The sequence below is a fragment of the Paenibacillus sp. FSL W8-0919 genome, from assembly GCF_038003785.1.
Lineage (GTDB): Bacteria > Bacillota > Bacilli > Paenibacillales > Paenibacillaceae > Paenibacillus_AQ > Paenibacillus_AQ lactis.
In genome coordinates, this window is the sequence record NZ_JBBOPV010000001.1 from 4,258,464 (window position 1) to 4,278,114 (window position 19,651).

The following is a 19,651-nucleotide window of genomic DNA, read 5'->3' on the forward strand; positions in this document are numbered from 1 at the left end:
TCATGAAGGAAGGGTGAATCTGGATTCGCTTTCCATATTGCAGGGTAATAGTTCTCGGATGCCTAGTTATTCTGCTACCTAGTTGACGCACCCATGTTTAATAGTGGCAGATATTCGTACCAACTATAAACCAGGAGGTTCGAGACGCATGAAGGATTCCAATTCGAACAACAGCAGCAAGAAGACGATCAAGGACCAGCAGCTGGCTCAATTTACGGTGGATAATGATGGCAAAGGCTTGACCACCAACCAAGGGCTTCGGGTATCCGAGGACGAGCATTCGCTGAAAGCGGGGGTTCGCGGGCCGACCCTTATGGAGGATTTCCACTTCCGGGAGAAGATGACCCATTTTGACCATGAAAGGATTCCTGAACGTATCGTTCACGCCAGGGGCTTCGGAGCTCACGGCTTTTTCCAGGTGTACGAATCCATGAGGGCGTTTACCCGGGCGAAGTTTCTGCAGGACCCATCAACGGTTACGCCGGTGTTCGTCCGTTTCTCCACGGTTGCGGGGTCCAGAGGCTCAGCGGACACGGTCAGGGATGTAAGGGGTTTTGCGACCAAGTTTTACACGGAGGAAGGCAATTACGATCTTGTCGGCAACAACATGCCGGTGTTCTTCATTCAGTATGCAATGAAGTTTCCCGATTTCGTTCATGCCGTGAAGCCGGAGCCGCACAACGAAATTCCGCAGGCCCAGTCCGCGCACGATACTTTTTGGGATTTCGTGGCCAATAATACCGAGAGCGTGCATATGGTGATGTGGGCAATGTCCGACCGGGCGCTGCCGAGAAGCTTTCGGATGATGGAGGGCTTCGGTGTACATACATTCCGGTTTGTGAATGAGGAAGGCAGAGCCCATTTTGTGAAATTCCACTGGAAGCCGGTGCTTGGCACCCATTCCTTAGTTTGGGATGAAACGCAGAAGATTGCGGGAAAGGATCCGGATTTCAACCGCCGCGATCTGTGGGAAGCGATCGAATCGGGGAACTTTCCGGAGTATGAGCTTGGCGTGCAGATGATTCCGGAGGAAGATGAATTCCGTTTTGACTTCGACATTCTGGATACTACGAAAATATGGCCGGAGGAGCTCGTCCCGGTGCGGCTTATCGGAAAAATGACGCTGAACCGCAATACCGATAACTTCTTCGCCGAGACCGAGCAAATCGCCTTCCATCCCGGACATGTCGTGCCGGGGATTGATTTCACCAACGACCCGCTGCTGCAAGGCCGGCTGTTCTCCTATACGGATACGCAGCTGTCCCGTCTCGGCGGACCGAACTTTCACGAGATACCGATCAATCGCCCGGTTGCGCCGGTCCACAATAACCAGCGTGACGGCATGCATCGCATGACGATAAATAAAGGGCCTGTCAGCTATCATAAGAACGGAATCGCCGGCAATACGCCGGCACCGGTGCCCGGAGAGCATGGCGGTTATGAACATTATACCGAGAAGGTAGAGGGACGGAAGGTAAGAGAGCGAAGCGACAGCTTCAAGGATCATTTCAGCCAGGCGTCCATGTTCTGGAACAGCATGTCCGAAGTCGAGAAGCAGCATATCGTCTCCGCGTTCCAGTTCGAGCTCGGCAAGGTGCAGCGGAAAGAAATTCGTCAGCAGGTTGTAGACGTGTTCGCGAACGTGGACAGCGAGCTAGCCACTCGCATATCGGAAGGCATCGGCACGATTCCGCCGCAGAAGAGCGGTTCCGCTTCCAGCTTGGCCTCGCCCGCTTTGAGCATGATGAATACCGTGAAGCTGCCGCTTACCCGTAAAGTTGCAGTACTTGCCGGCAACGGATATTCGGACGAGCTGCCGTTCGTGCTCACCCAGCTGCAGCAGGCAGGCGTCATAACGGAAATCGTGAGCGCCAAGCTCGGCATGATTCGCGGCAAAACCAGCGGCGAGCTTGAAGTGAAGCACTCCCTGCTCGGAGCCGATTCGGTCTTATTCGATGCGGTGCTCGTTGCGGGCGGGACACTCAGCGTATCCGAGCTTCTGAGCGAGCCGAAGGTTCTTGACTTCGTGAGAGAGGCCTATCAGCATTACAAGCCGATTGCAGCGATCGACGAGGGCGTCAATTTACTGCCTTCGGCCAGCGGCGAAGGCATCGTTACAGCCCGCGAGGGCGACGACCTGAAATCATTCGGGCACAGTTTCATTGAAGCCATTGCAGCTCACCGGCATTGGTCAAGAATCGTTTAGAACTTAAGCGATGATTAGGTATCGCGCGAACCCGGAACACCCTGTAGAATACAAGGTATATATCGGATTACGGGGGAGTGAGGTGCCTTGCTCAGCGAACAATATTTGATGCTGCATCGGAAGCTGGCTGAAGGGGCGGAGGGCACTTCGACGAAAGTGACGCTTGAAGTGATCGCAGCCACCTTGTTTTGCACGGAACGCAATGCGAAGCTTGTCCTGCGCAAAATGCAAGAGAAAGCGTGGATAACCTGGAGGGCAGGTCGAGGACGGGGGAACCGTTCCGTACTGACGTTTCTGGCCAATCGGGAACAGCTTCTGCAGGAATCGGCGCGGCAATGGGCGGAGAAGGGGGAGTATAAGCGGGCGTTTGAGCTGCTCCGGACGTATGGAAACGATATTCGCACAAATGAGTCGTTTGTGGAATGGATGAACGGTCATTTCGGATTTTGCAAAGAGCAGGAAGGCGAACAGTCAAAGGATTCCTTACGTCTTCCAATCTACCGGACCATTGAGTCGCTGGATCCGGCCGATTGCGTATACAGTGTTCAGTCCCATATGATTGAGCAAATCTTCGACAGACTGGTGAACTACGATAACGAAACCGGCCGCTATCTGCCGGCCATCGCCCACTACTGGGAGAGCAATGATGACGGAACGGAATGGACCTTCCATCTGCGAAAAGGGATTGTGTTTCATGACGGCACCGAATTGACCGCAGATGATGTCAAATATACGGTCGAACGGCTTCGCCGCGGAAAACGCAACGGCTGGATCGTTCGCGAGCTGAATCGGGTCGATGTCGTCACTCCCCGCATTGTAAGATTTATGTTGAACAAACCGAATCGGATCTTTATCCGGTTCCTGAGCGCGATCTGTATGTCCATTATTCCTAAGCACCTGGCCGAGCCGGACGAAGCTTCGTATTGGGCCCGCCCGATGGGCACAGGGCCATTCATCCTCGAGACATGGAGCGAAGAGCGATTGGTCTTTCACGCCAATCCGCATTACTATCAAGGTCGTCCGCATTTGGACACCGTGCACATCGTCATCATGCCTGAGCATGCCATCCATTATGAGGTCAGCTGGGAGAATCTGCTTCAGGATCCGGAAGTAAGGCAAGCCGATAACGGAAACGACGAGGTGGTGACCATTGAGTCCTCCGAAGGGTGCACGAGCATGATGACATGGAATATGACGAAATCAGGTCCCCATCAATGCGTATTGTTCCGGCGTGCCGTGGATCTGGTCCTTGATCGCCAAGGTATGGTCAGGGAGCTCGGAGAACACCGTCTGTTTCCGGCCAGAAGCTTTATCCGGGATAAGAGGACCCTTGAATACCAGGAGCAGTACGACCCGGGGCTTGCGCAATCCTTGCTGGAACAGTCAGGCTATGATGGAACACCAATCATCATGGGCACCATCGCCAATCATGCCAAGGACGCAGCATGGATCAAGGAACGCTGCGCCGATATCGGAATATCGGTCATCATCCGCGAAGAGAGGATGGATACGATTCTCCGCCCGGATGTGATGAAAGAGATGGATTGCATTGTGCATGCGCTGGTGCTGCCCGGCGAAGAAGTCTGTCTGGTCGAGAACTACGAGCAGGACAGCAGCTTTGTGAAAGAGCTCATGGATCCGGGGCTTAGGGAATGGGTCAGGGAGTGCATCGATGGCGCGTTAGCGAGCCCGGATTCTAAGGATAGATTCGGCCAATTAAAGAAAATCGAAGATCGGCTGCGCGGCGAAGCGCAAATTTTGTTCCTTGCACATACGAAGTTCTATGCCCATTTGAATGCTTCCTATAAGGGGATCGTCATTAACCGGCTAGGCTGGCTTGATTTCAAGCAAATCTGGCGGGTATGACGAGAAAAAATAACAGAGCAGATGCGACAATAACCGCGCCTGCTCTGTTTCGTGTTAGAGGAGCTTTTGGCTTGAGCGAGACTGCCGCTGTCGAAAGAAGCCGAAAAGATTATGAAGAAGGCTTCGTTTGCCCGCCTGCATATGTTTTTCCAAAGGATCAGGCTGTACATATAAGCCTCTGCGTTCAAGCCGTTCCCATTCCGATTGCCGATACTCCTGCAGCTTCTCTAGCGTGTAGCCGTCGTACATCACTTTGCCTCCTGTCAGACATTCTGGATTACGTCTGAATGAATGAACGTGGAATGTCTTGTTACGTACATTATGGAGGCCACCGTTATCCGTAAAAAGTGTAAACCTGGTCAAGCGGATTTCCCCTTTTCGCACACGCGACTGTTTCTGACGCCAGCATCATGGCGACATCGTTGTCAAGGCTTTCCTTTCTTACGTATCATTTTTAGGGAAAGGCATATTCCGCAGACCAATTATCTAGTATGCTAAAGAACAGGCAAGGAATAAACGGACGATGTGCGAAACGTTGCATCGAACCCCGAAGGGAGACCCCTACATATGGAGCATCTTAAGAAATCGCTAAATGAAACATATAGCAAAACGGTGTATCCGTTAATCGGACACAGCGCCCGGACAGCCGAAGTTCTGCTGGAGGCATTCAAGGATGTCGATGGTGGACAAACGGCAGATATGTACGGCAGCGGATCGGTTATTGAAGACTTCCAGAGTCGGATGGCTGACGAGCTTGGCAAGGAGTCGGCCGTGTTCTTCCCGAGCGGGACGATGGCGCAGCAGATTGCCCTCCGGATTTGGTGTGATGAAGCCGGATTAAAGCGGGTGGCTTACCATCCTCTGTGTCATCTGGAGATTCATGAAGAGGACGGTCTTAAGGAGCTCCATCATATTGAGCCGATCCTTCTGGCGGATAAAGACCGCTTGATTACGCTTGAAGATGTTCAGCATCTGGATGAGCGGATATCATGTCTGCTGTTGGAATTGCCGCAGCGGGAGATCGGCGGACAGCTGCCTGATTACGGGGAGCTGGAGGCGATTTCGGCATATTGCCGTTCGAACGGAATCAAGCTGCATTTGGATGGAGCAAGACTATTTGAAATTACGCCGTACTACGGAAAATCCGCTGCTGAAATCTGCGCTCTTTTTGACAGTGTGTATGTTTCGTTCTACAAAGGCATCGGCGGGATTGCCGGGGCGATTCTTGCGGGAAATGCGGAGTTCACGGCCAAATCGAAAATATGGAAACGGCGGCATGGTGGTGACCTGGTCAGCTTGTATCCGTATATCATTAGCTCGGATTTTTATTATAAGCTGAGAATCGGCCGCATGAAGCAATATTATGAGGAGGCTAAGGAACTGGCCATGCTGTTCAACCAGTGCCAAGGGATTCAGACTCGGCCCGAAATTCCGGTATCGAACATGTTTCATGTCCATTTTAAGATGAGTATGGAGCAGCTGGAGCCGCTTTTGGTCGATGTGCTTACCGAAACCGGGGTTGGGCTCATCAGTTATTTGCGTGAAACAGGCGATCAGAGCTGTTCCACCGAGGTGCATATCGGGGACCGCTATAGCCGGGTGCCGAAAGAAGAGCTGAAGGAAGCTTTCCGGCTGCTTGATGAGAAAATAAAGCACGCTGAAATCGCTGAAACTGAATAGGAGCGTGCAAGGGGATTGATTTTCCGGTTATGATTTATCGACGGCGTTCATGCTGGTAAAATAATAGCAGTGCAAAACTGGCTTACGTATTTTCATAAATGCGAGGTGAATAACACATGGCTTTTCAAAGAAGCACCACCGTACAAACGGTTAAATCAGGCTCCGGGCAAAGCAGCACAGCATGGAGAATACGGACAAAGGGGTTTGTTCGGAGCCTGCTTCCAGTTAAGGCGTAAATGTCTTGTGCATGCTTTGCTCGCTATTTACATGAGGATTTGGCAAAATCCTGTTCATTTTTCTTGTAGATAGGAGCGGCAAATATGAAATATGAAAATGCACAGCATCTTTTACCTGACGACGTAATTAAGGTTATTCAACAATATATAGACGGCGGTTATATCTATATCCCCAGAAAGGCCGGCCGCCGCACAAGCTGGGGAGAGCGGACGGGGGCCAAAGCGGAAATAACCCGTAGGAACCGCGAGATCTACGAGAGGTACTGCCGAGGTGAATCCATTCGTCAGCTGTCGCAGCGGCATTATCTTACGGAGCAATCCATCCGGCGGATCATCCGGCAACAAAAGCCGAAACCATGATGAGAGGCGATATTTGATGCGGTCCATGGGGATCCTTCAAATATCGCTTTTTTTTATGCGGTGATCCCCTTTGCGTCATAACTATTCTTGAACTTGAGTTGCATCGCAAATCGCGATAAGTTTAGAAGAACACGGAAGGAAACGGGGAGTGAGTGACCTTTATGACTCAAAATATTTATGATCACGAGGATTTCTTTCAAGGCTACAGTCAATTGAATCGTTCCATCCACGGACTAGACGGTGCCCCGGAATGGACGGCGCTTCAATCGCTGCTGCCCGACATGAAGGGGATCGATGTGCTTGATTTAGGCTGCGGCTTCGGCTGGTTCTGCCGCTGGGCTAAGGAGCATGGTGCCATAAGCGTCGTAGGCATCGACGTGTCTGCCAAGATGCTTGCAAGGGCCAAGGATGATACGAAGGACCCGCAAATTTCATACCTACGGGCAGACCTGGAGACGATCGAGCTGGAACGGGAGAGATATGATCTGGTCTACAGCTCGCTTGCCTTTCATTATATCGAGAATATAGAGCGGCTGTTAAAGCAGGTGTATGATTCGCTTAAGGTCGGCGGACGTTTGGTATGCTCGATCGAACATCCGATTTACACGGCATCGCAGGGGGCTGGATGGATCCCCCATCCGAATGGCTTCAGGACATGGCCGGTCGATCATTATCAATTCGAGGGACCTCGAACCACGAATTGGTTGGCCGAAGGCGTAATCAAGCAGCATCGGACGATCGGAACGTACCTGAATCTTTTGATCCGGGTTGGGTTTACGATTACCCACGTGGAGGATTGGGGGCCAGCGGATGAACAGCTAGCCGTTCATCCGGAATGGGAGGAGGAGAGTCATCGGCCGATGTTTCTGTTGATATCGGCAACGCGATAAGCAGGATTAGCTGGCTGTAAGGTCATTTACCAGCGTAAGGAAAGCGGTTATTATAGTGATTACACCTAGCGTGAGAAAGTGAGAAAGTGGGGGCATGTCCTTAATGGAGATCACTGTGAAGAGATTGGAAGGCATGGAGCTCAAAATTGCCTGGCAGCAAGCGTTCGCGCAGCATCAAATTCATCGTCCGGAAGCGTATTACGATCGTTGCGATCTGGAGAACCGGACCGGAAAGCGCGTTACGCTGCTGGCGTATGCGGACGGAGAGCTGGCCGGCGTTTCCCATTTGAAATATGATTCGGATTATCCGTTCTTTCGCGAAAACGGGATTCCGGAGATTAACGATTTGAACGTATTTCCGGAATACCAGAGGCAAGGCATCGCCAATCGGATCATCGAAGAGTTTGAGCATATTGCCCGTGAAACGACGCATCGCATCGGTATCGGTGTAGGGCTGTACAAGGATTACGGAGCCGCGCAGCGGATATACTGCCGTAGAGGCTACATACCGGATGGACACGGCATCATGTACCACAATGTCCCGGTGGTCCCCGGAGAGATGGTTCGCGCCGACGACGACTTGGTGTTGTATCTCGTGAAGGAACTGGGAATCATTTGAGAGAGGGGTACGAATGAATAAAGGTTTCTCGCACTTTGAGGATATCGATGGGCGTTGGATCGCTGTTGGCAACAAGCAGGAACTCACCAATCAATAGGGAACGGATATTTCAGGAGATGATGCCGCGATGAAGCAAATATGGATCAATCGAAGCGTGATTGGAATGGTTTTTTTGTCTGCTTTTTTATCCATAGCGGCCGGAATTATGTATCTAAGCTCAAGCTGGATCAGCTTTTCGTTTCTTGGACCCGAAGTCGGTTCTGAAATGGAGGTAACGTCCTTCTGGGCAGGGGTTTCCATTGTTATTGGCATCGGGCTGGCAGGCACAGCACTTAACATGGTCCGTATTCGCGGGGGAGACGCTCCCGAAAATATAGCCCTCTTCCTAACGCTATGCTTAAGCATTATCCAGCTGCCTCCGTTGTTCCTGTGGTTTGGGGTTTGGACTGTTGTTGCGAACGGGGAGGCGCTATGGGCGATTCTGATCCACCTGATGCTAATGGCGGCCGGTTCGATCAACGCCGTGCTTTTAGTGAAAATTGGCAGGATTTCCTATCGATGAAGTTCTCTTAGTTTTGATAAATCAGTCATGTATGCAGGCTGCCAGGGCGTTCTCGCCGGCAGCCTTTTTTGCGCTTAAAACTGGGGAGCAACAATACCTTGGAACCATGAGGACAGGCACCTTATAAGACTTGCTTTTAATTTCTATCAGAATAATTGAGGAATGAGAGAAACTTTTTTACCAATATTTGCGTCTAATAGTATGGACATCTTTCATTATAAACAAAATAGGATTAGAAGGAGCTTAGGAATGAAACTGAAGAAACGATCACTGCTTGCTGTGCTCGCTGTAGCTCAACTTGCTGCGGCATATCCGGCGAGTGCGGATGCAAGTGTCCCGGACGACAAGTCGGGAACAGTGACCCAAGAAGTGTACGAACAGACAGCAATGACCAAGAGCGCCGAAACGAAGGGGATCTCGCAAACTTCTCAAACTTCTCAAACGGACGCTGCTTCGACAGAGACAGTAACAGGGGAAGTTACTGAAGAGCAAGATGGTACGACCGATCCGGCAGCAGGAGGCGCGGGCGGCGAACAAGAGCCAACCGTTCCTGGAGAAGCCCAAGATAATCAGAATGATCCAAATAACCAAAATAATCCAAATAACCAGACAAGCGCTGGCGGCAAAGAACTTATTCTTTATTTCAACAGCACCAAGATGATTCAAGACGGCGTGACCTACAATGCGCCTCAGCCGATGCAAGTGAAGAAGGGCATATCCTACGTTCCCATTCGCGCTCTCGTAGACCGGGTCGGCTTCAAGGTCTCTTACGACAAGAAAACGAAGGAGACGGTAATCACAAAAGGCAGCAACGAGCTCCGATTCAAAACAAACAGCAGCAAATACACCGTGAACGGTGTATCCAAGAACATGAAGGGCACTTCCTATCAGACAAACGGCACCTTTATGGTTCCACTGACTGCCATCACGCAGGCGTTAGAGATTCCTTATTCCGTTGATAACGCGGGCAAGCGTGTAATCATGAATTTGCAGACCAAGCCGGTAGCCAAATTCACCGTGGGTCCGAAAGAGATTTTGGCCGGACAAACGACCGTTACATACACCACAGAGGTTGAGAACGCCCAGGGCGAGATCATCAATGAGCGCTGGGAAGGAAGACAGGACATATTCGATACGCCGGGAGAGTACACCATTACCTATGCCGTTCAGGATTCCACCGGAACCTGGAGTGATCCTTACAGCGTAAAAATTACCGTCGTTCAACCTAACCAGCCGCCTGTCGCCATGTTTGATACCGATAAGGGCGAATACAAGATGGGTGAGCTGGTCACGATCATCGATCAGAGCTATGACGACATAGACAAGAACGAGCAATTGACCTACAAATGGGAAAACAAGCAGTATGCATACTTTACGCCGGGAGTTCATACGATCCGGCTGACCGTGACGGACAGAAAGGGGCTCAGCTCCACTTACGAGCATACGATTCATATCACAGACGAAACCCTGTATGTAGAAGAAGACTTCAACAAGCTCTTTATTCCGGAAGGCGAGAAATTCACTTTCACGGGCTCGGTGACATCCAGAGATAAAATCAATTACGAGTTCTATGACGAGCCGAGCACGCTGATCCGCAGCAACAGCCCGGAGACCGTCAACAGCGAAGGCATTGTTTATCGGGAAACGGCATCCGGGGATATGCGGTTTATGATCCACCACGTGAACAACTTGAATAAGAACGTTAAAATGTACGTGGTGGCAACAAACAAAAACAGCACGCCGGTAACGCTTCGCCAGGACTTTCTTGGTTTTGCCGGACCTTCTCCGATCGCCACAGCGGCAGGGAAGAAATCGGTGCTGAATTATTTCCAATCGATGCAGGATGGTTCGAAGCAAATGTCGGTAACACTTGCACCGGGCGAGCAGAAGCTGGTGATGACCGAGCTTAGCGAAGTCCGCATGAAGCAAGGGCATGTCATCTCTTTATACTCGGATATGTACAGCGATTTGCCGATCCAATTCGATGTCATTATGATCGACGAGAAATCCGACCCGCTGAAGGTGCTGCCGGAGCTGCCGATCTTGAACCGAGACGGTGTGCATAACCGCGGCACCTATCCGGATTCCACCCGTGTCATCCGTTATTCCGAGCTTGTCGGCGCGGATCCCCAGCGGTTGGTTCTAGGGGATAACATGGATGATCCGAACCTTCAGGGAACGGATCCGATGGTCGGAGATACTACCTCGAATACGGGGAACTTTGGCGTCCTGTACAAAATTACGCTGGACCGCGTTGCGCCAAATACGCTGATTTCGTTTAACCCGCGCGGCGGAAAGTATTCCGGCTATGCAATGGTTAACGGAACGATTACGCCGATCTACTCATTAGGGCAGGTATCCCCTGGTGAACAATCGGTTCTGTACCGGACCGGCGATTTTGAACAGCAGGTAGACATTATTCTGACCGCGGCCCCAGGCAGCAATTTGCCGGTGAATCTGTTATTTACTCAGATGCCGGAATTAAAGCAATAATGAATGGGTATCCCCTATAGATTCATGAAGACTCCACACTTACGGCTTCGGCTCTGAGAGTGGGGTCTTTTTGTAGGAGTGAGGAAAAACAAAGAGAATTATCCCTTCTTCTGGCGCAACACGTACCTGTTGAATTTTACGCGTATCCTTCTGGGCACTTCGTTAGGCTTTCTGATTGTGCCCGACCCTGCTTCGAGCAACAACTTCTTGAAAGCAGCTTGAATCCGGAATCTGACGAAAGTGCCCAGCTTTCTTGCGAAACACAGAAGAGTAGAGTTACCTTCAAGTTACGGTTTCAACACGAAGCTTGGTATCCGTCGGTTGTTTCGTCACGCGTTAAGATGCTGGATCGGTCTTTGTTATTTTAGCCCGGAAAATCTCTACGATATGAAGTGGAATCCGGCATTTGGCTGCAAGCTCGATACTCGTTATGTTCGGATGCTGTTCCAACTCCTTTTTAATCTTCTCCCATAGATCTTGTTTACGCATACCACTTCTCCTTTAATGAATTAATCGATTTATCGGTTCCATCCTAGATCGTAATTGGTGTAATACCTATGCCTGAATATCCCGTGTTGGTTAATGCCAATGAGGTTACAGTGTTCGATGAAGTGTTAATAATGGATATAAATGGGGATAGCGTGTTAGTGACATATGCCCTCGTGCCGTCCGGCGTAATAGCGATCCCGCTAGGACCGTCCCCGACCGGTATCGTCGGCGCAATCACCGTATTCATGGCGATGTGGATAATAACGACGGTATCGTTGCCGCCAATCGTGACGTAGGCCCTGGAACCGTCCGGGGTAATGGCGATATCCGTGGGATTCGGACCGACCGGGATGGTGGCAATAACCAGATTTAAGGCAGTATCTATGACTGACACGGAGCCGCCTAAGAAATTGACTACGTAAGCTCTGGTGCCGTCAGGAGTAATGGCGATCTCGCTAGGCGATAGGCCGACGGGAATCGGTAGTCCGACCACGAGATTGGTTGTCGTGTCAATCACCGAGACGGTTTCATCGAGTGAATTTACGACATAAGCACGGAGTCCATTAGGGGTAATGGCAATGCCGGATGGTCCGTCTCCAACCGGAATGGCCGGAACGATTACCGTGTTGGATGTCGTATCGATGACGGAAACGGTATCGCCGAGGAAGTTCGTGACATACACCCTTGAACCGTCAGGCGTGATGGCAAGCCGGTCGGCGCCGTCTCCAACTTGAATAGGCATACCTGTCAGCGTATTGGTCGCGGTATTAATGATCAGCACGTTGTCATCGTTGAAATTGGTGACATAGGCTCTTGAGCCGTCCGGGGTGAATACGATAGCGTTCGGACTGTCGCCGACCGGTATGAAGCCCATTATCGTGTTGGTCGCCGTATTGATCACGGTTATAACATCATTGAAGGGAAAAAGGACATAAGCAAACGGGCCGTAATCAACGGAGTTAATGGAGCATATGGGAATGATCCGAGTTCCGAAGACGCCGGTCAAAATAACGCTTCCTTCGTCTGTACGCCTGATTCGTCCTTCGATGGTATCGGCAACTCCTGTGGTCGAGACGGATATATACTGGCTGTCTAACCGCTGCAGCGTGGATCGCATCTCCTGCAGGCAAACATCCTCCGGGCTTACCCCTGGCGGCCCCGCCGGGCCGGGTATGCCTTGCGGCCCCGGTGGTCCGGCAATTCCCTGAAGTCCTGGTGGTCCCAGGGGTCCCGGGGGTCCTGGGGGTCCCGGCATTCCTTGGGGTCCCGGTGGTCCGGGAGCACCTTGAGGTCCTTGCTCTCCGGCAGATCCTTCTACTACGGTAGGGGACGGAACTGACACTCGAACCGTTTTTCTCCTAATAATGATACACTTGCGTTTTCTCTTCTTTGGTTTGAATACCAGTTTTAGTTTTTTTTTGCATCGTTTCTTTTTCCTGGTCGGACATCCCATCCGCGAACACCTCCCCATGAACTGGTATATCATACGTCTCCTGTGCATGCGTTGAGTGCGCAAGTACCCATGCGGAACTTAGACGAACAACTATTTTTGAATGAAGGATAGGCGATGAGCTCACAGGTTATAGACAGATCAAGAGAGGCGGTTTAGGCGGGGAGTTATTCATATGCAGGGAGGGGAATGCCTTGGGGACTGACCAGTGTAAAGCATATTCATGCTATAATAAATGCAAAAAAAGCGGGTGTAATCATTGACGAATTCTAGAATGCGCCGTTCATGGCGCGCCGATAAGCTCTCACATCTCGGCTCTTCCATTTTTGCGGAGGTCGCGGAGTGGAAACAGGAGGCGCTGCAAGCAGGTAAACAAGTGATCGATTTGGGCATCGGCAGCCCGGACCGCGGCCCCTCATCAACTATACGCGAAACGCTAAGCTCGGAAGTGATGAAAGAAGAGCAGTATTCTTACCCAGGCACAAGCGGCACGCCGGAATTCCGCAGCCAATGCGCGGCTTGGATGGCATACCGTTATGGGGTCAAGGTAAACCCTGATTCCGAAATGCTGGCCTTAATGGGCTCGCAGGATGGACTATCCCATCTGGCCCAAGCCATCTGCATTCCTGGAGATATCGCCATCGTTCCCGATCCGGGGTATCCGATCTACACCGGCGCATTGGCCATTGCAGGCGTAACCCCTTGGCATGTTCCCTTGAGAGAGGAGCGGGGCTTTCTTCCCGATCTGGATCGAATTCCGGAAGAGGTATGGGAGCAGGCGGTTTTCATCCTGCTGAATTTTCCCGGCAATCCGATCGCGGCGCAAGCCGATCTAGCCTTCTTCGAATCCTTGGTCGAGAAGGCGAAGCGGCATCATGTGCTGATTGTGCATGATATGGCTTATTCGGAAATGGGATTTGACGGTTACCGGCCAGTCAGCATTTTGCAGGCGAAAGGCGCCAAAGAAGTTGCGGTGGAACTCCATTCATTCTCGAAAAGCTTCAATATGGCCGGATGCCGAGTTGGATTCCTGACCGGAAATCCGGAGGCTGTCGGTTCGCTTTGCGAATTTAAGAACAACATCGATTTTGGCGTATTTAAACCGATTCAGTCCGCTGCAATTGCTGCATTGAAGGATGCTATGGCGGACCCCGAAGCCGGAAATGCGGCTGCATCGCTGTACGAGTCCCGCCGAGACGTATTGGTGGAAGCACTGGCTGAAGCAGGGTGGGAGGTACGTAAGCCGTGTGCGACCATGTTCCTGTGGGCCAAGCTACCGCCGGCATTCTTGCAGCGCAATCAGCCTTGGAGCTCGCGAGCTTTCGCTCGGGAGCTGTTGCTCAAAACCGGTGTCGCCGTCATCCCCGGCGATGCTTTCGGCTCCGAAGGGGAAGGATTCGTACGCATTGCGCTAGTGCAGGAAGAGCATGTGCTGCGTGAAGCCGCAAGACGGATCGGCTCATTCCTAAGTGAATTTGCGTAAGCTTTCGGATGCGGCAGATGTTGGATCATTCTTTGCTAAGATAATTTGAAAATCTCTGAAAAAATGTTTCATAGGGTTGATCATTAACAAACGATGTGATAAATTATTCAACAGTGCTAGAAACGAATATTCACAGCTAGTATAACCTCATTAATATGGTCTGAGGGTCTCTACCAGGAACCGTAAAAATCCTGACTACTGAAAATGGCTTTTTCATTTTCCGTCGTCAGGATTATTTTTTTGGACGCAGAAGTTATACATGCGATGATGGAAGGAGATCGATAGCAAATGAATTTGAAGGTGCTTATCCTTGCAATCTCAACCATATGCGTTGGATTGGTGGAATTGATTGTCGGCGGTATTTTGCCCCAAATTGCTCAAGATTTAAATATTTCAATCGGTACCGCAGGGCAATTGATCACGGTATTCGCCCTGATCTATGCTTTTTCGGGGCCGGTTCTTCTTGTTTTGACGGCAAAAATGGAACGTAAGCGGCTATATATGCTGTCCCTGTTCGTATTCTTTGTCGCAAACGTGATAGCATACGTAAGTCCGAATTTCACGATGCTGATGGCTGCAAGAATACTGACGGCCATGAGCACGGCGCTTATTATTGTGCTGTCGCTGACCATTGCGGCGAAGGTGGTGGAGCCTGCGCACCGGGCTAAGGCTCTTGGCTTCATTTATATGGGCATCAGCTCGTCCCTGGTGCTGGGGGTGCCGCTGGGGATCATGATTAGCGAAGCCTACGGATGGCGCGTTCTGTTCCTCGGGATCGGCGTCCTGTCGATCGGATCGATGGCGCTTATTTACTTCTTCCTGGACCGGATCCAGCCGGATCAAGTGACTCCGCTCCGTGAGCAGATCAAGGCGCTGGCCAATCCGAAAATTGCCGGGGCTCATCTGGCATGCTTGTTTATGCTGGCGGGACATTATACCGTATACGCGTATTTTACGCCGTTTCTGGAGTCGGAGCTGGGGCTGAACCCGTACTGGATTAGTGTCTTCTACTTTATATTCGGTTTATCGGCCGTAGGTGGAGGTGCTTTTGGCGGAGCACTTGCCGATGCTCTCGGATCCCCTAAGAGCATTATTATGATCATTACTTCATTTATGCTGGTACTGTTTGCCTTGCCGTTCACGACGTTCTCCATGGTCTTGTTCATGGCAGTCATGATCATTTGGGGTGCGTTAAGCTGGAGCCTGGCTCCGCCGCTGCAAAACTACCTGATTCAGGTGGACCCGGACACGTCCGATATCCAGCAAAGCTTCAACAACTCAGCGCTGCAGCTTGGCATTTCCCTTGGTTCAGCTATCGGAGGTATCGTCTTGGAGCAGGGGGGCTCTGTCAGCAGTACGGCATGGGTTGGAGGCGGGGTGGTCATTATCTCCCTTGTGTGTGCGATTTATTCCCTGACTAGGCCCGCTCTTTCAGCAAGATTGAGCAAATGAGGTTAACCCGAAGCAAAATTGAATAAAAGGCAGCTGCTACAGGTGAACTGCAGCTCCACTGTTAAGTTATGTCTAACAATAACAATAGGGGTGCAGTTCACAGGGCAGTTGCCTTTTTTTGCGTCTTTTATGCATGAGAAGGCTATAGCAGCTTTCGCACGGATTCGCGGTAAATGATTTTGCCCGGAACGACGATGCGGCCGTGCCGCAGGTCGGGCGAAGCGATTTTGCCCAGCATGGCCTGGATGGAGGATTGCGCCAGCTGTTCAATATCGACCTCCACCGTCGTTAGATGCGGGTCGGTCAATGTGGCGTAGATATCATTGTCAAAGCCGACGACGGAGCAATCCTCCGGTATGCGGCAGCCGTCATTCTTCAATTGTTGGACTACCAGATAGGCTACCTGATCGCAATTGCATACAAAGGCCGTTGGCATTTCATCAGGAAGGGCGATGTCGACGAAGCTCCCGTGCTCATCGCGGTCATGAAGAACCCACTCTTGGCGAAGCGGAATCCGATGTCCAAGAAGCGACTTGTAATATCCGAGGAAGCGGTCCTGAATGCTGCTCGTGGAATGGATGCTTCCAACAAAAGCGATGTTCCGATGTCCCTGACGGATCAAGTAGTTCGTCAGCTCATAGGCACCGTAAAAATTATCGGTGACCACGGCGTCAATATCGCGATGATCGTCATAAAAATCAAGAAACACGATCGGCGTCCGGGTCGAATCCATAAGCTCGATATATGGTTTGCTGATCTGACCGAGCAGAATAATGCCGTCAACCTTCCGGTCATAGTACACGCGCGGCAGTTGGAGCTCCTGCTCATCCGAGCTGCTTAGAATATGAAGGATGCCGTAATAGCCATAGGATTCAAGCGCTTTCGCTATTTCTTGATAAACCCTTAAATAAAACGACTGATCCGGTCCGGTAAACCGCTCGGGAATGACTACGCCGATATTGTAGGTTAATCCTTCGCGCATCGACTTGGCGGCCGTGTTCAAACGGTAGCCCAGTTCCACCGCGACAGCCTTGATCTTCTGCTTCAGCTCGCCGCCAACGCCCTCCTTATCATTCAAAGCTTTGGATACCGTTACCGTGCTGACGCCTAGCTTTTCGGCGATATCCTTCATCGTAATATGTTTGCTCACCGCAATGTCTCTCTCCTTATCAGCAATGGCTGCAAGCCTTTTTTTCTCTCTGAAGTATTAGATTCGAGAGAATGCTCGCCTGGTTCAAAATCAAGTATACCTGCTTGGGAATGACAAATAAAGACGAGACCAGCGGCTAATATTATCATTAAGCCTTTGAGTGCAGCCGCTCCATCCGAAGCAGCATCTCAATGCAGAAGCGGCTGTTATGGTAGGGACATTTCCAGGGACCGGCAATTTCACGTCCAGCGGGATTTCCTTGCCCGTCAACGGACCAGTACCATTCACCGCCCGGACGCGGATCGATGATCATCTCGCTGGTATAGCTCCATATCTTTCGCACTAGCTCGAGGAAGCGTGCTTCGCCCGTGAGCTCATACGCATTCAGAAAGCCGACCATCGCTTCGGCCTGTACCCACCATATGCGGGTCGTATCCAGCCGGCCGCCTTCCTCCTCGTTCATCACGGAGCCATCCGATAGTATGGCACGCGCGGATACGGAATGCGCGAGGGCAAGGACCATTTGCTTATACTTCGGATTCGAAAGCTCTGCAGCTTCAATCGCGTCTTGAATCAGCCAGCTTGCTTCAATGTCGTGGCCGAAGGAAGTCACATCCGTCAGCGATGCCCAGTTCTTGTCGAAGAAAACATTAAGCCTTCCAAGCTCCGGATCAAACATACGATCATGCAAAATCGACAGCAGCCGATCCAGCGATTGCCTCACCTGCGGATCCGGCCAAATGCGGTAAAGCGTGGTATAGGCTTCAAGCACGTGGATATGCGTGTTCATCGTAATGTCTGCCACAACTCCGTTGCCGCTCAGCATTACATTAGGCTGCTCGTTCCATTCCCGGTCAAACTCTTCCCGATAGGCCCCGATTTGCTCATCATAACCGACCGTTTCAATCGTTTTAAACAGCTCCTGTGCGAGCTTCAGCGCGTCAGGTTCACCGGTTGCACGGAAATATTTGCTTAAAGCGTATACGCCGAAGGCTTGATTATAGATGTGCTTACGGGTGTCCAGCGGATTTCCTTGATAGTCTGCCATCCAGATCAACCCGCCCAATTCGGAATCCAGCAGCCGCTTGGTAAGGAAGGAGAACGCATGTCGCGCGCATTTAAGATAATCCGCAATTCCCGTGACGCGATAGGCTGCGGCAAAGCTCCATAAGATTCTTGAATTCGCAATACAGCCTTTCGGAGCACGAGGCTTAACGGTAAGTGAGAAATCGACTTCGCCGTAATATCCGCCATTTGATTCATCCTTTAAACGGGTCCAGAAGGGGAGGATATGCTCAAGCCATTCCTTGCGAATCTCATTAAAGATCGGATCATGTGTATTCATAAGAGCCTCCATATAAAGTAATCGATTAACTAAATATAAATCTAATGGTTGAGGACCATATATGTCAACGCGGAAGTTCGACACAACGCAAATACCAGGGATCGTTAAAATCAGATTGACTATTACAAATCCGCATTATAAACTCCATTTATAAATTAAACGATAACCTAAATCGAGCTGATGAAGAATTCGCGTTGATATCCGTTCGTTCCTAAAGGAGGAAAAAGCGTGTTGTCATTATGGATCGAATGGAGGACTCATTTGTTAGTCGCTCTTATGCTCACTGTGGTCGGAAGCGGGTTTTCGAGAACAGAGACTGCTGCCGGTTTTTATGTAAGCGGAACCACGTTGTATGACTCAACCGGAAAGGCTTTTGTGATGAGGGGGGTGAACCATGCCCACACCTGGTATAAAAACGACCTCCATACTGCGATTCCTGCCATCGCCATTACGGGTGCCAATGGAGCGAATGGGATAAAGCAAACCTCGAAGAAAGCCGGAATATTTAACTGAGCAGAAGTATTAGTTAATTCCCACTTGACAGGTTGAATTAATGGGTTTAATCTAAGCACAAGCAAGTGGTTTATTTATCATTAAATGAACGCTCATTATCTTAGTATTGAAAGATATAATCAGCCGATTGGTCCACCAAAGGCTCCTGATCATTCTCACCTCGTGTAAGAGGTAAGAATGGCAGGAGCCTTTCTGCTTTAACGAAGGCAGAAAGGCCGCGCCTTTTAAGGAGCGCAAGGCTGATTCACCGACCGGCAGACGGAGGGTATGCTAACCGGGAAAGGAGCGGTATGGAGAAAAACAAGGATTGGATATTGATGGAAGAGGCGGACTGGCATTTTCGCAAGCTTGTTCGTAGATTTGTGAAAGAACGCGACAAGATTTCGGTAGAGGGCGTATCCCTTCCCGGCTTGCTGATCTTGAAGACGATTGAGCGAAACGGCGAACAGCGATTAGGCGATCTTGCGGAGGTTCTGGATTTCACGTCCGGGGCAGTTACCGCCCTGTGCGACAAGCTGGAGGCCGCCGGGTTTGCCGTCAGGCAGAGAAGCCGGACCGACAGGCGCTCAATCGCGCTTAATATTACGGAGCGTGGGCGGAAGATGCTGCTTCGAAATCAGGAGGTTGGCACCTGCATCATCGATTTATTGTTCGGCACTTTTTCGCAAGAGGAGTTAATTCAGCAAATCCATTATTTTAAACGACTCAACGAATCGCTGGTGGGCTTCTCGGAACGGATTGACGAGCTGGTCGGCCATATCTCCGAAGGACCAGCGGGAAAAGGCGGATCTCCAGCTTCCCGGCGTAACCGGGATTTTATCTCATATTAATGATCACGTTATTAAGGAGTGGGTTGA

The 19,651-nt window shown here is 50.8% G+C and carries 16 protein-coding genes, 1 pseudogene and 1 riboswitch; of the genes and pseudogenes, 12 read left to right on the top strand and 5 right to left on the bottom strand.

Annotation, left to right across the window (positions count from 1 at the left end):
• Nucleotides 1-148 precede the first annotated feature (148 nt).
• Nucleotides 149-2,206, top strand: coding sequence for a catalase (locus tag NST44_RS19310; RefSeq protein WP_340900422.1), 2,058 nt, complete (start codon nt 149-151; stop codon nt 2,204-2,206).
• Between the two features lie 87 nt (nt 2,207-2,293).
• On the top strand, nt 2,294-4,072 hold the full coding sequence (locus tag NST44_RS19315; RefSeq protein ID WP_340900423.1) for an ABC transporter substrate-binding protein: 1,779 nt from the start codon (nt 2,294-2,296) through the stop codon (nt 4,070-4,072).
• 54 nt (nt 4,073-4,126) lie between these two features.
• Here the strand turns inward: NST44_RS19315 and NST44_RS19320 are convergent, their stop codons facing one another.
• Nucleotides 4,127-4,321, bottom strand: coding sequence for a hypothetical protein (locus NST44_RS19320; protein WP_144865832.1), 195 nt, complete (start codon nt 4,319-4,321; stop codon nt 4,127-4,129).
• Between the two features lie 318 nt (nt 4,322-4,639).
• On the opposite strand from NST44_RS19320, the gene NST44_RS19325 reads away from it, so the two are divergent.
• The 6 genes from NST44_RS19325 (at nt 4,640) to NST44_RS19350 (ending at nt 10,912) form a co-directional block, all read left to right on the top strand.
• Nucleotides 4,640-5,752 carry a threonine aldolase family protein gene (locus NST44_RS19325; protein ID WP_340900424.1) on the top strand — a complete coding sequence of 371 codons (1,113 nt, stop codon included), beginning with the start codon at nt 4,640-4,642 and terminating at the stop codon, nt 5,750-5,752.
• Between the two features lie 320 nt (nt 5,753-6,072).
• The gene (locus NST44_RS19330; RefSeq protein ID WP_007128299.1) at nt 6,073-6,348 is read left to right on the top strand and encodes a CD3324 family protein; all 276 of its coding nucleotides are present in this window, start codon (nt 6,073-6,075) and stop codon (nt 6,346-6,348) included.
• Nucleotides 6,349-6,509: 161 nt separating this feature from the next.
• On the top strand, nt 6,510-7,238 hold the full coding sequence (locus tag NST44_RS19335) for a class I SAM-dependent methyltransferase (RefSeq protein ID WP_340900425.1): 729 nt from the start codon (nt 6,510-6,512) through the stop codon (nt 7,236-7,238).
• Between the two features lie 103 nt (nt 7,239-7,341).
• Nucleotides 7,342-7,857, top strand: coding sequence for a GNAT family N-acetyltransferase (locus tag NST44_RS19340; protein WP_040738128.1), 516 nt, complete (start codon nt 7,342-7,344; stop codon nt 7,855-7,857).
• A 127-nt stretch (nt 7,858-7,984) separates the two neighbouring features.
• Entirely contained in the window at nt 7,985-8,419 is a 435-nt protein-coding gene (locus NST44_RS19345) for a hypothetical protein (protein WP_340900426.1), read from the top strand.
• 249 nt (nt 8,420-8,668) lie between these two features.
• The gene (locus tag NST44_RS19350; protein WP_340900427.1) at nt 8,669-10,912 is read left to right on the top strand and encodes a stalk domain-containing protein; all 2,244 of its coding nucleotides are present in this window, start codon (nt 8,669-8,671) and stop codon (nt 10,910-10,912) included.
• 336 nt (nt 10,913-11,248) lie between these two features.
• Here the strand turns inward: NST44_RS19350 and NST44_RS19355 are convergent, their stop codons facing one another.
• Both NST44_RS19355 and NST44_RS19360 read right to left on the bottom strand, forming a co-directional pair.
• A complete protein-coding gene (locus tag NST44_RS19355) occupies nt 11,249-11,401 on the bottom strand; it encodes a hypothetical protein (RefSeq protein ID WP_213615506.1) in 153 nt (50 codons plus the stop codon).
• A gap of 43 nt (nt 11,402-11,444) precedes the next feature.
• Nucleotides 11,445-12,743, bottom strand: coding sequence for a YncE family protein (locus NST44_RS19360; protein ID WP_340900428.1), 1,299 nt, complete (start codon nt 12,741-12,743; stop codon nt 11,445-11,447).
• A gap of 382 nt (nt 12,744-13,125) precedes the next feature.
• Here NST44_RS19360 and NST44_RS19365 point away from each other — a divergent pair, with 382 nt between their 5' ends.
• Together NST44_RS19365 and NST44_RS19370 are read left to right on the top strand one after the other, a co-directional pair.
• Nucleotides 13,126-14,334 carry an aminotransferase class I/II-fold pyridoxal phosphate-dependent enzyme gene (locus NST44_RS19365; RefSeq protein WP_340901455.1) on the top strand — a complete coding sequence of 403 codons (1,209 nt, stop codon included), beginning with the start codon at nt 13,126-13,128 and terminating at the stop codon, nt 14,332-14,334.
• A 117-nt stretch (nt 14,335-14,451) separates the two neighbouring features.
• Nucleotides 14,452-14,552: riboswitch (purine riboswitch) on the top strand.
• Nucleotides 14,553-14,622: 70 nt separating this feature from the next.
• Nucleotides 14,623-15,786 carry an MFS transporter gene (locus NST44_RS19370; RefSeq protein WP_007128292.1) on the top strand — a complete coding sequence of 388 codons (1,164 nt, stop codon included), beginning with the start codon at nt 14,623-14,625 and terminating at the stop codon, nt 15,784-15,786.
• 142 nt (nt 15,787-15,928) lie between these two features.
• Here the strand turns inward: NST44_RS19370 and NST44_RS19375 are convergent, their stop codons facing one another.
• Nucleotides 15,929-16,936: a substrate-binding domain-containing protein gene (locus NST44_RS19375; protein WP_340900429.1), complete on the bottom strand. Its 1,008-nt coding sequence runs from the start codon at nt 16,934-16,936 to the stop codon at nt 15,929-15,931.
• A 148-nt stretch (nt 16,937-17,084) separates the two neighbouring features.
• Entirely contained in the window at nt 17,085-18,281 is a 1,197-nt protein-coding gene (locus tag NST44_RS19380) for an AGE family epimerase/isomerase (protein WP_007128290.1), read from the bottom strand.
• 276 nt (nt 18,282-18,557) lie between these two features.
• On the opposite strand from NST44_RS19380, the pseudogene NST44_RS19385 reads away from it, so the two are divergent.
• Nucleotides 18,558-18,743, top strand: a pseudogene (locus NST44_RS19385) (glycoside hydrolase family 5 protein); the annotation flags it as partial.
• 341 nt (nt 18,744-19,084) lie between these two features.
• The gene (locus NST44_RS19390) at nt 19,085-19,624 is read left to right on the top strand and encodes a MarR family winged helix-turn-helix transcriptional regulator (protein ID WP_007128288.1); all 540 of its coding nucleotides are present in this window, start codon (nt 19,085-19,087) and stop codon (nt 19,622-19,624) included.
• Nucleotides 19,625-19,651: the final 27 nt, after the last annotated feature.

Bases quoted from the DNA above. Each gene is read 5' to 3' on its own strand.
- NST44_RS19320 (WP_144865832.1), bottom strand. From the start codon at position 4,321: ATGTACGACGGCTACACGCTAGAGAAGCTGCAGGAGTATCGGCAATCG.
- NST44_RS19355 (WP_213615506.1), bottom strand. From the start codon at position 11,401: ATGCGTAAACAAGATCTATGGGAGAAGATTAAAAAGGAGTTGGAACAG.
- NST44_RS19350 (WP_340900427.1), top strand. From the start codon at position 8,669: ATGAAACTGAAGAAACGATCACTGCTTGCTGTGCTCGCTGTAGCTCAA.
- NST44_RS19370 (WP_007128292.1), top strand. From the start codon at position 14,623: ATGAATTTGAAGGTGCTTATCCTTGCAATCTCAACCATATGCGTTGGA.
- NST44_RS19340 (WP_040738128.1), top strand. From the start codon at position 7,342: ATGGAGATCACTGTGAAGAGATTGGAAGGCATGGAGCTCAAAATTGCC.
- NST44_RS19380 (WP_007128290.1), bottom strand. From the start codon at position 18,281: ATGAATACACATGATCCGATCTTTAATGAGATTCGCAAGGAATGGCTT.
- NST44_RS19390 (WP_007128288.1), top strand. From the start codon at position 19,085: ATGGAGAAAAACAAGGATTGGATATTGATGGAAGAGGCGGACTGGCAT.
- NST44_RS19330 (WP_007128299.1), top strand. From the start codon at position 6,073: ATGAAATATGAAAATGCACAGCATCTTTTACCTGACGACGTAATTAAG.
- NST44_RS19345 (WP_340900426.1), top strand. From the start codon at position 7,985: ATGAAGCAAATATGGATCAATCGAAGCGTGATTGGAATGGTTTTTTTG.
- NST44_RS19310 (WP_340900422.1), top strand. From the start codon at position 149: ATGAAGGATTCCAATTCGAACAACAGCAGCAAGAAGACGATCAAGGAC.
- NST44_RS19335 (WP_340900425.1), top strand. From the start codon at position 6,510: ATGACTCAAAATATTTATGATCACGAGGATTTCTTTCAAGGCTACAGT.
- NST44_RS19365 (WP_340901455.1), top strand. From the start codon at position 13,126: ATGCGCCGTTCATGGCGCGCCGATAAGCTCTCACATCTCGGCTCTTCC.
- NST44_RS19325 (WP_340900424.1), top strand. From the start codon at position 4,640: ATGGAGCATCTTAAGAAATCGCTAAATGAAACATATAGCAAAACGGTG.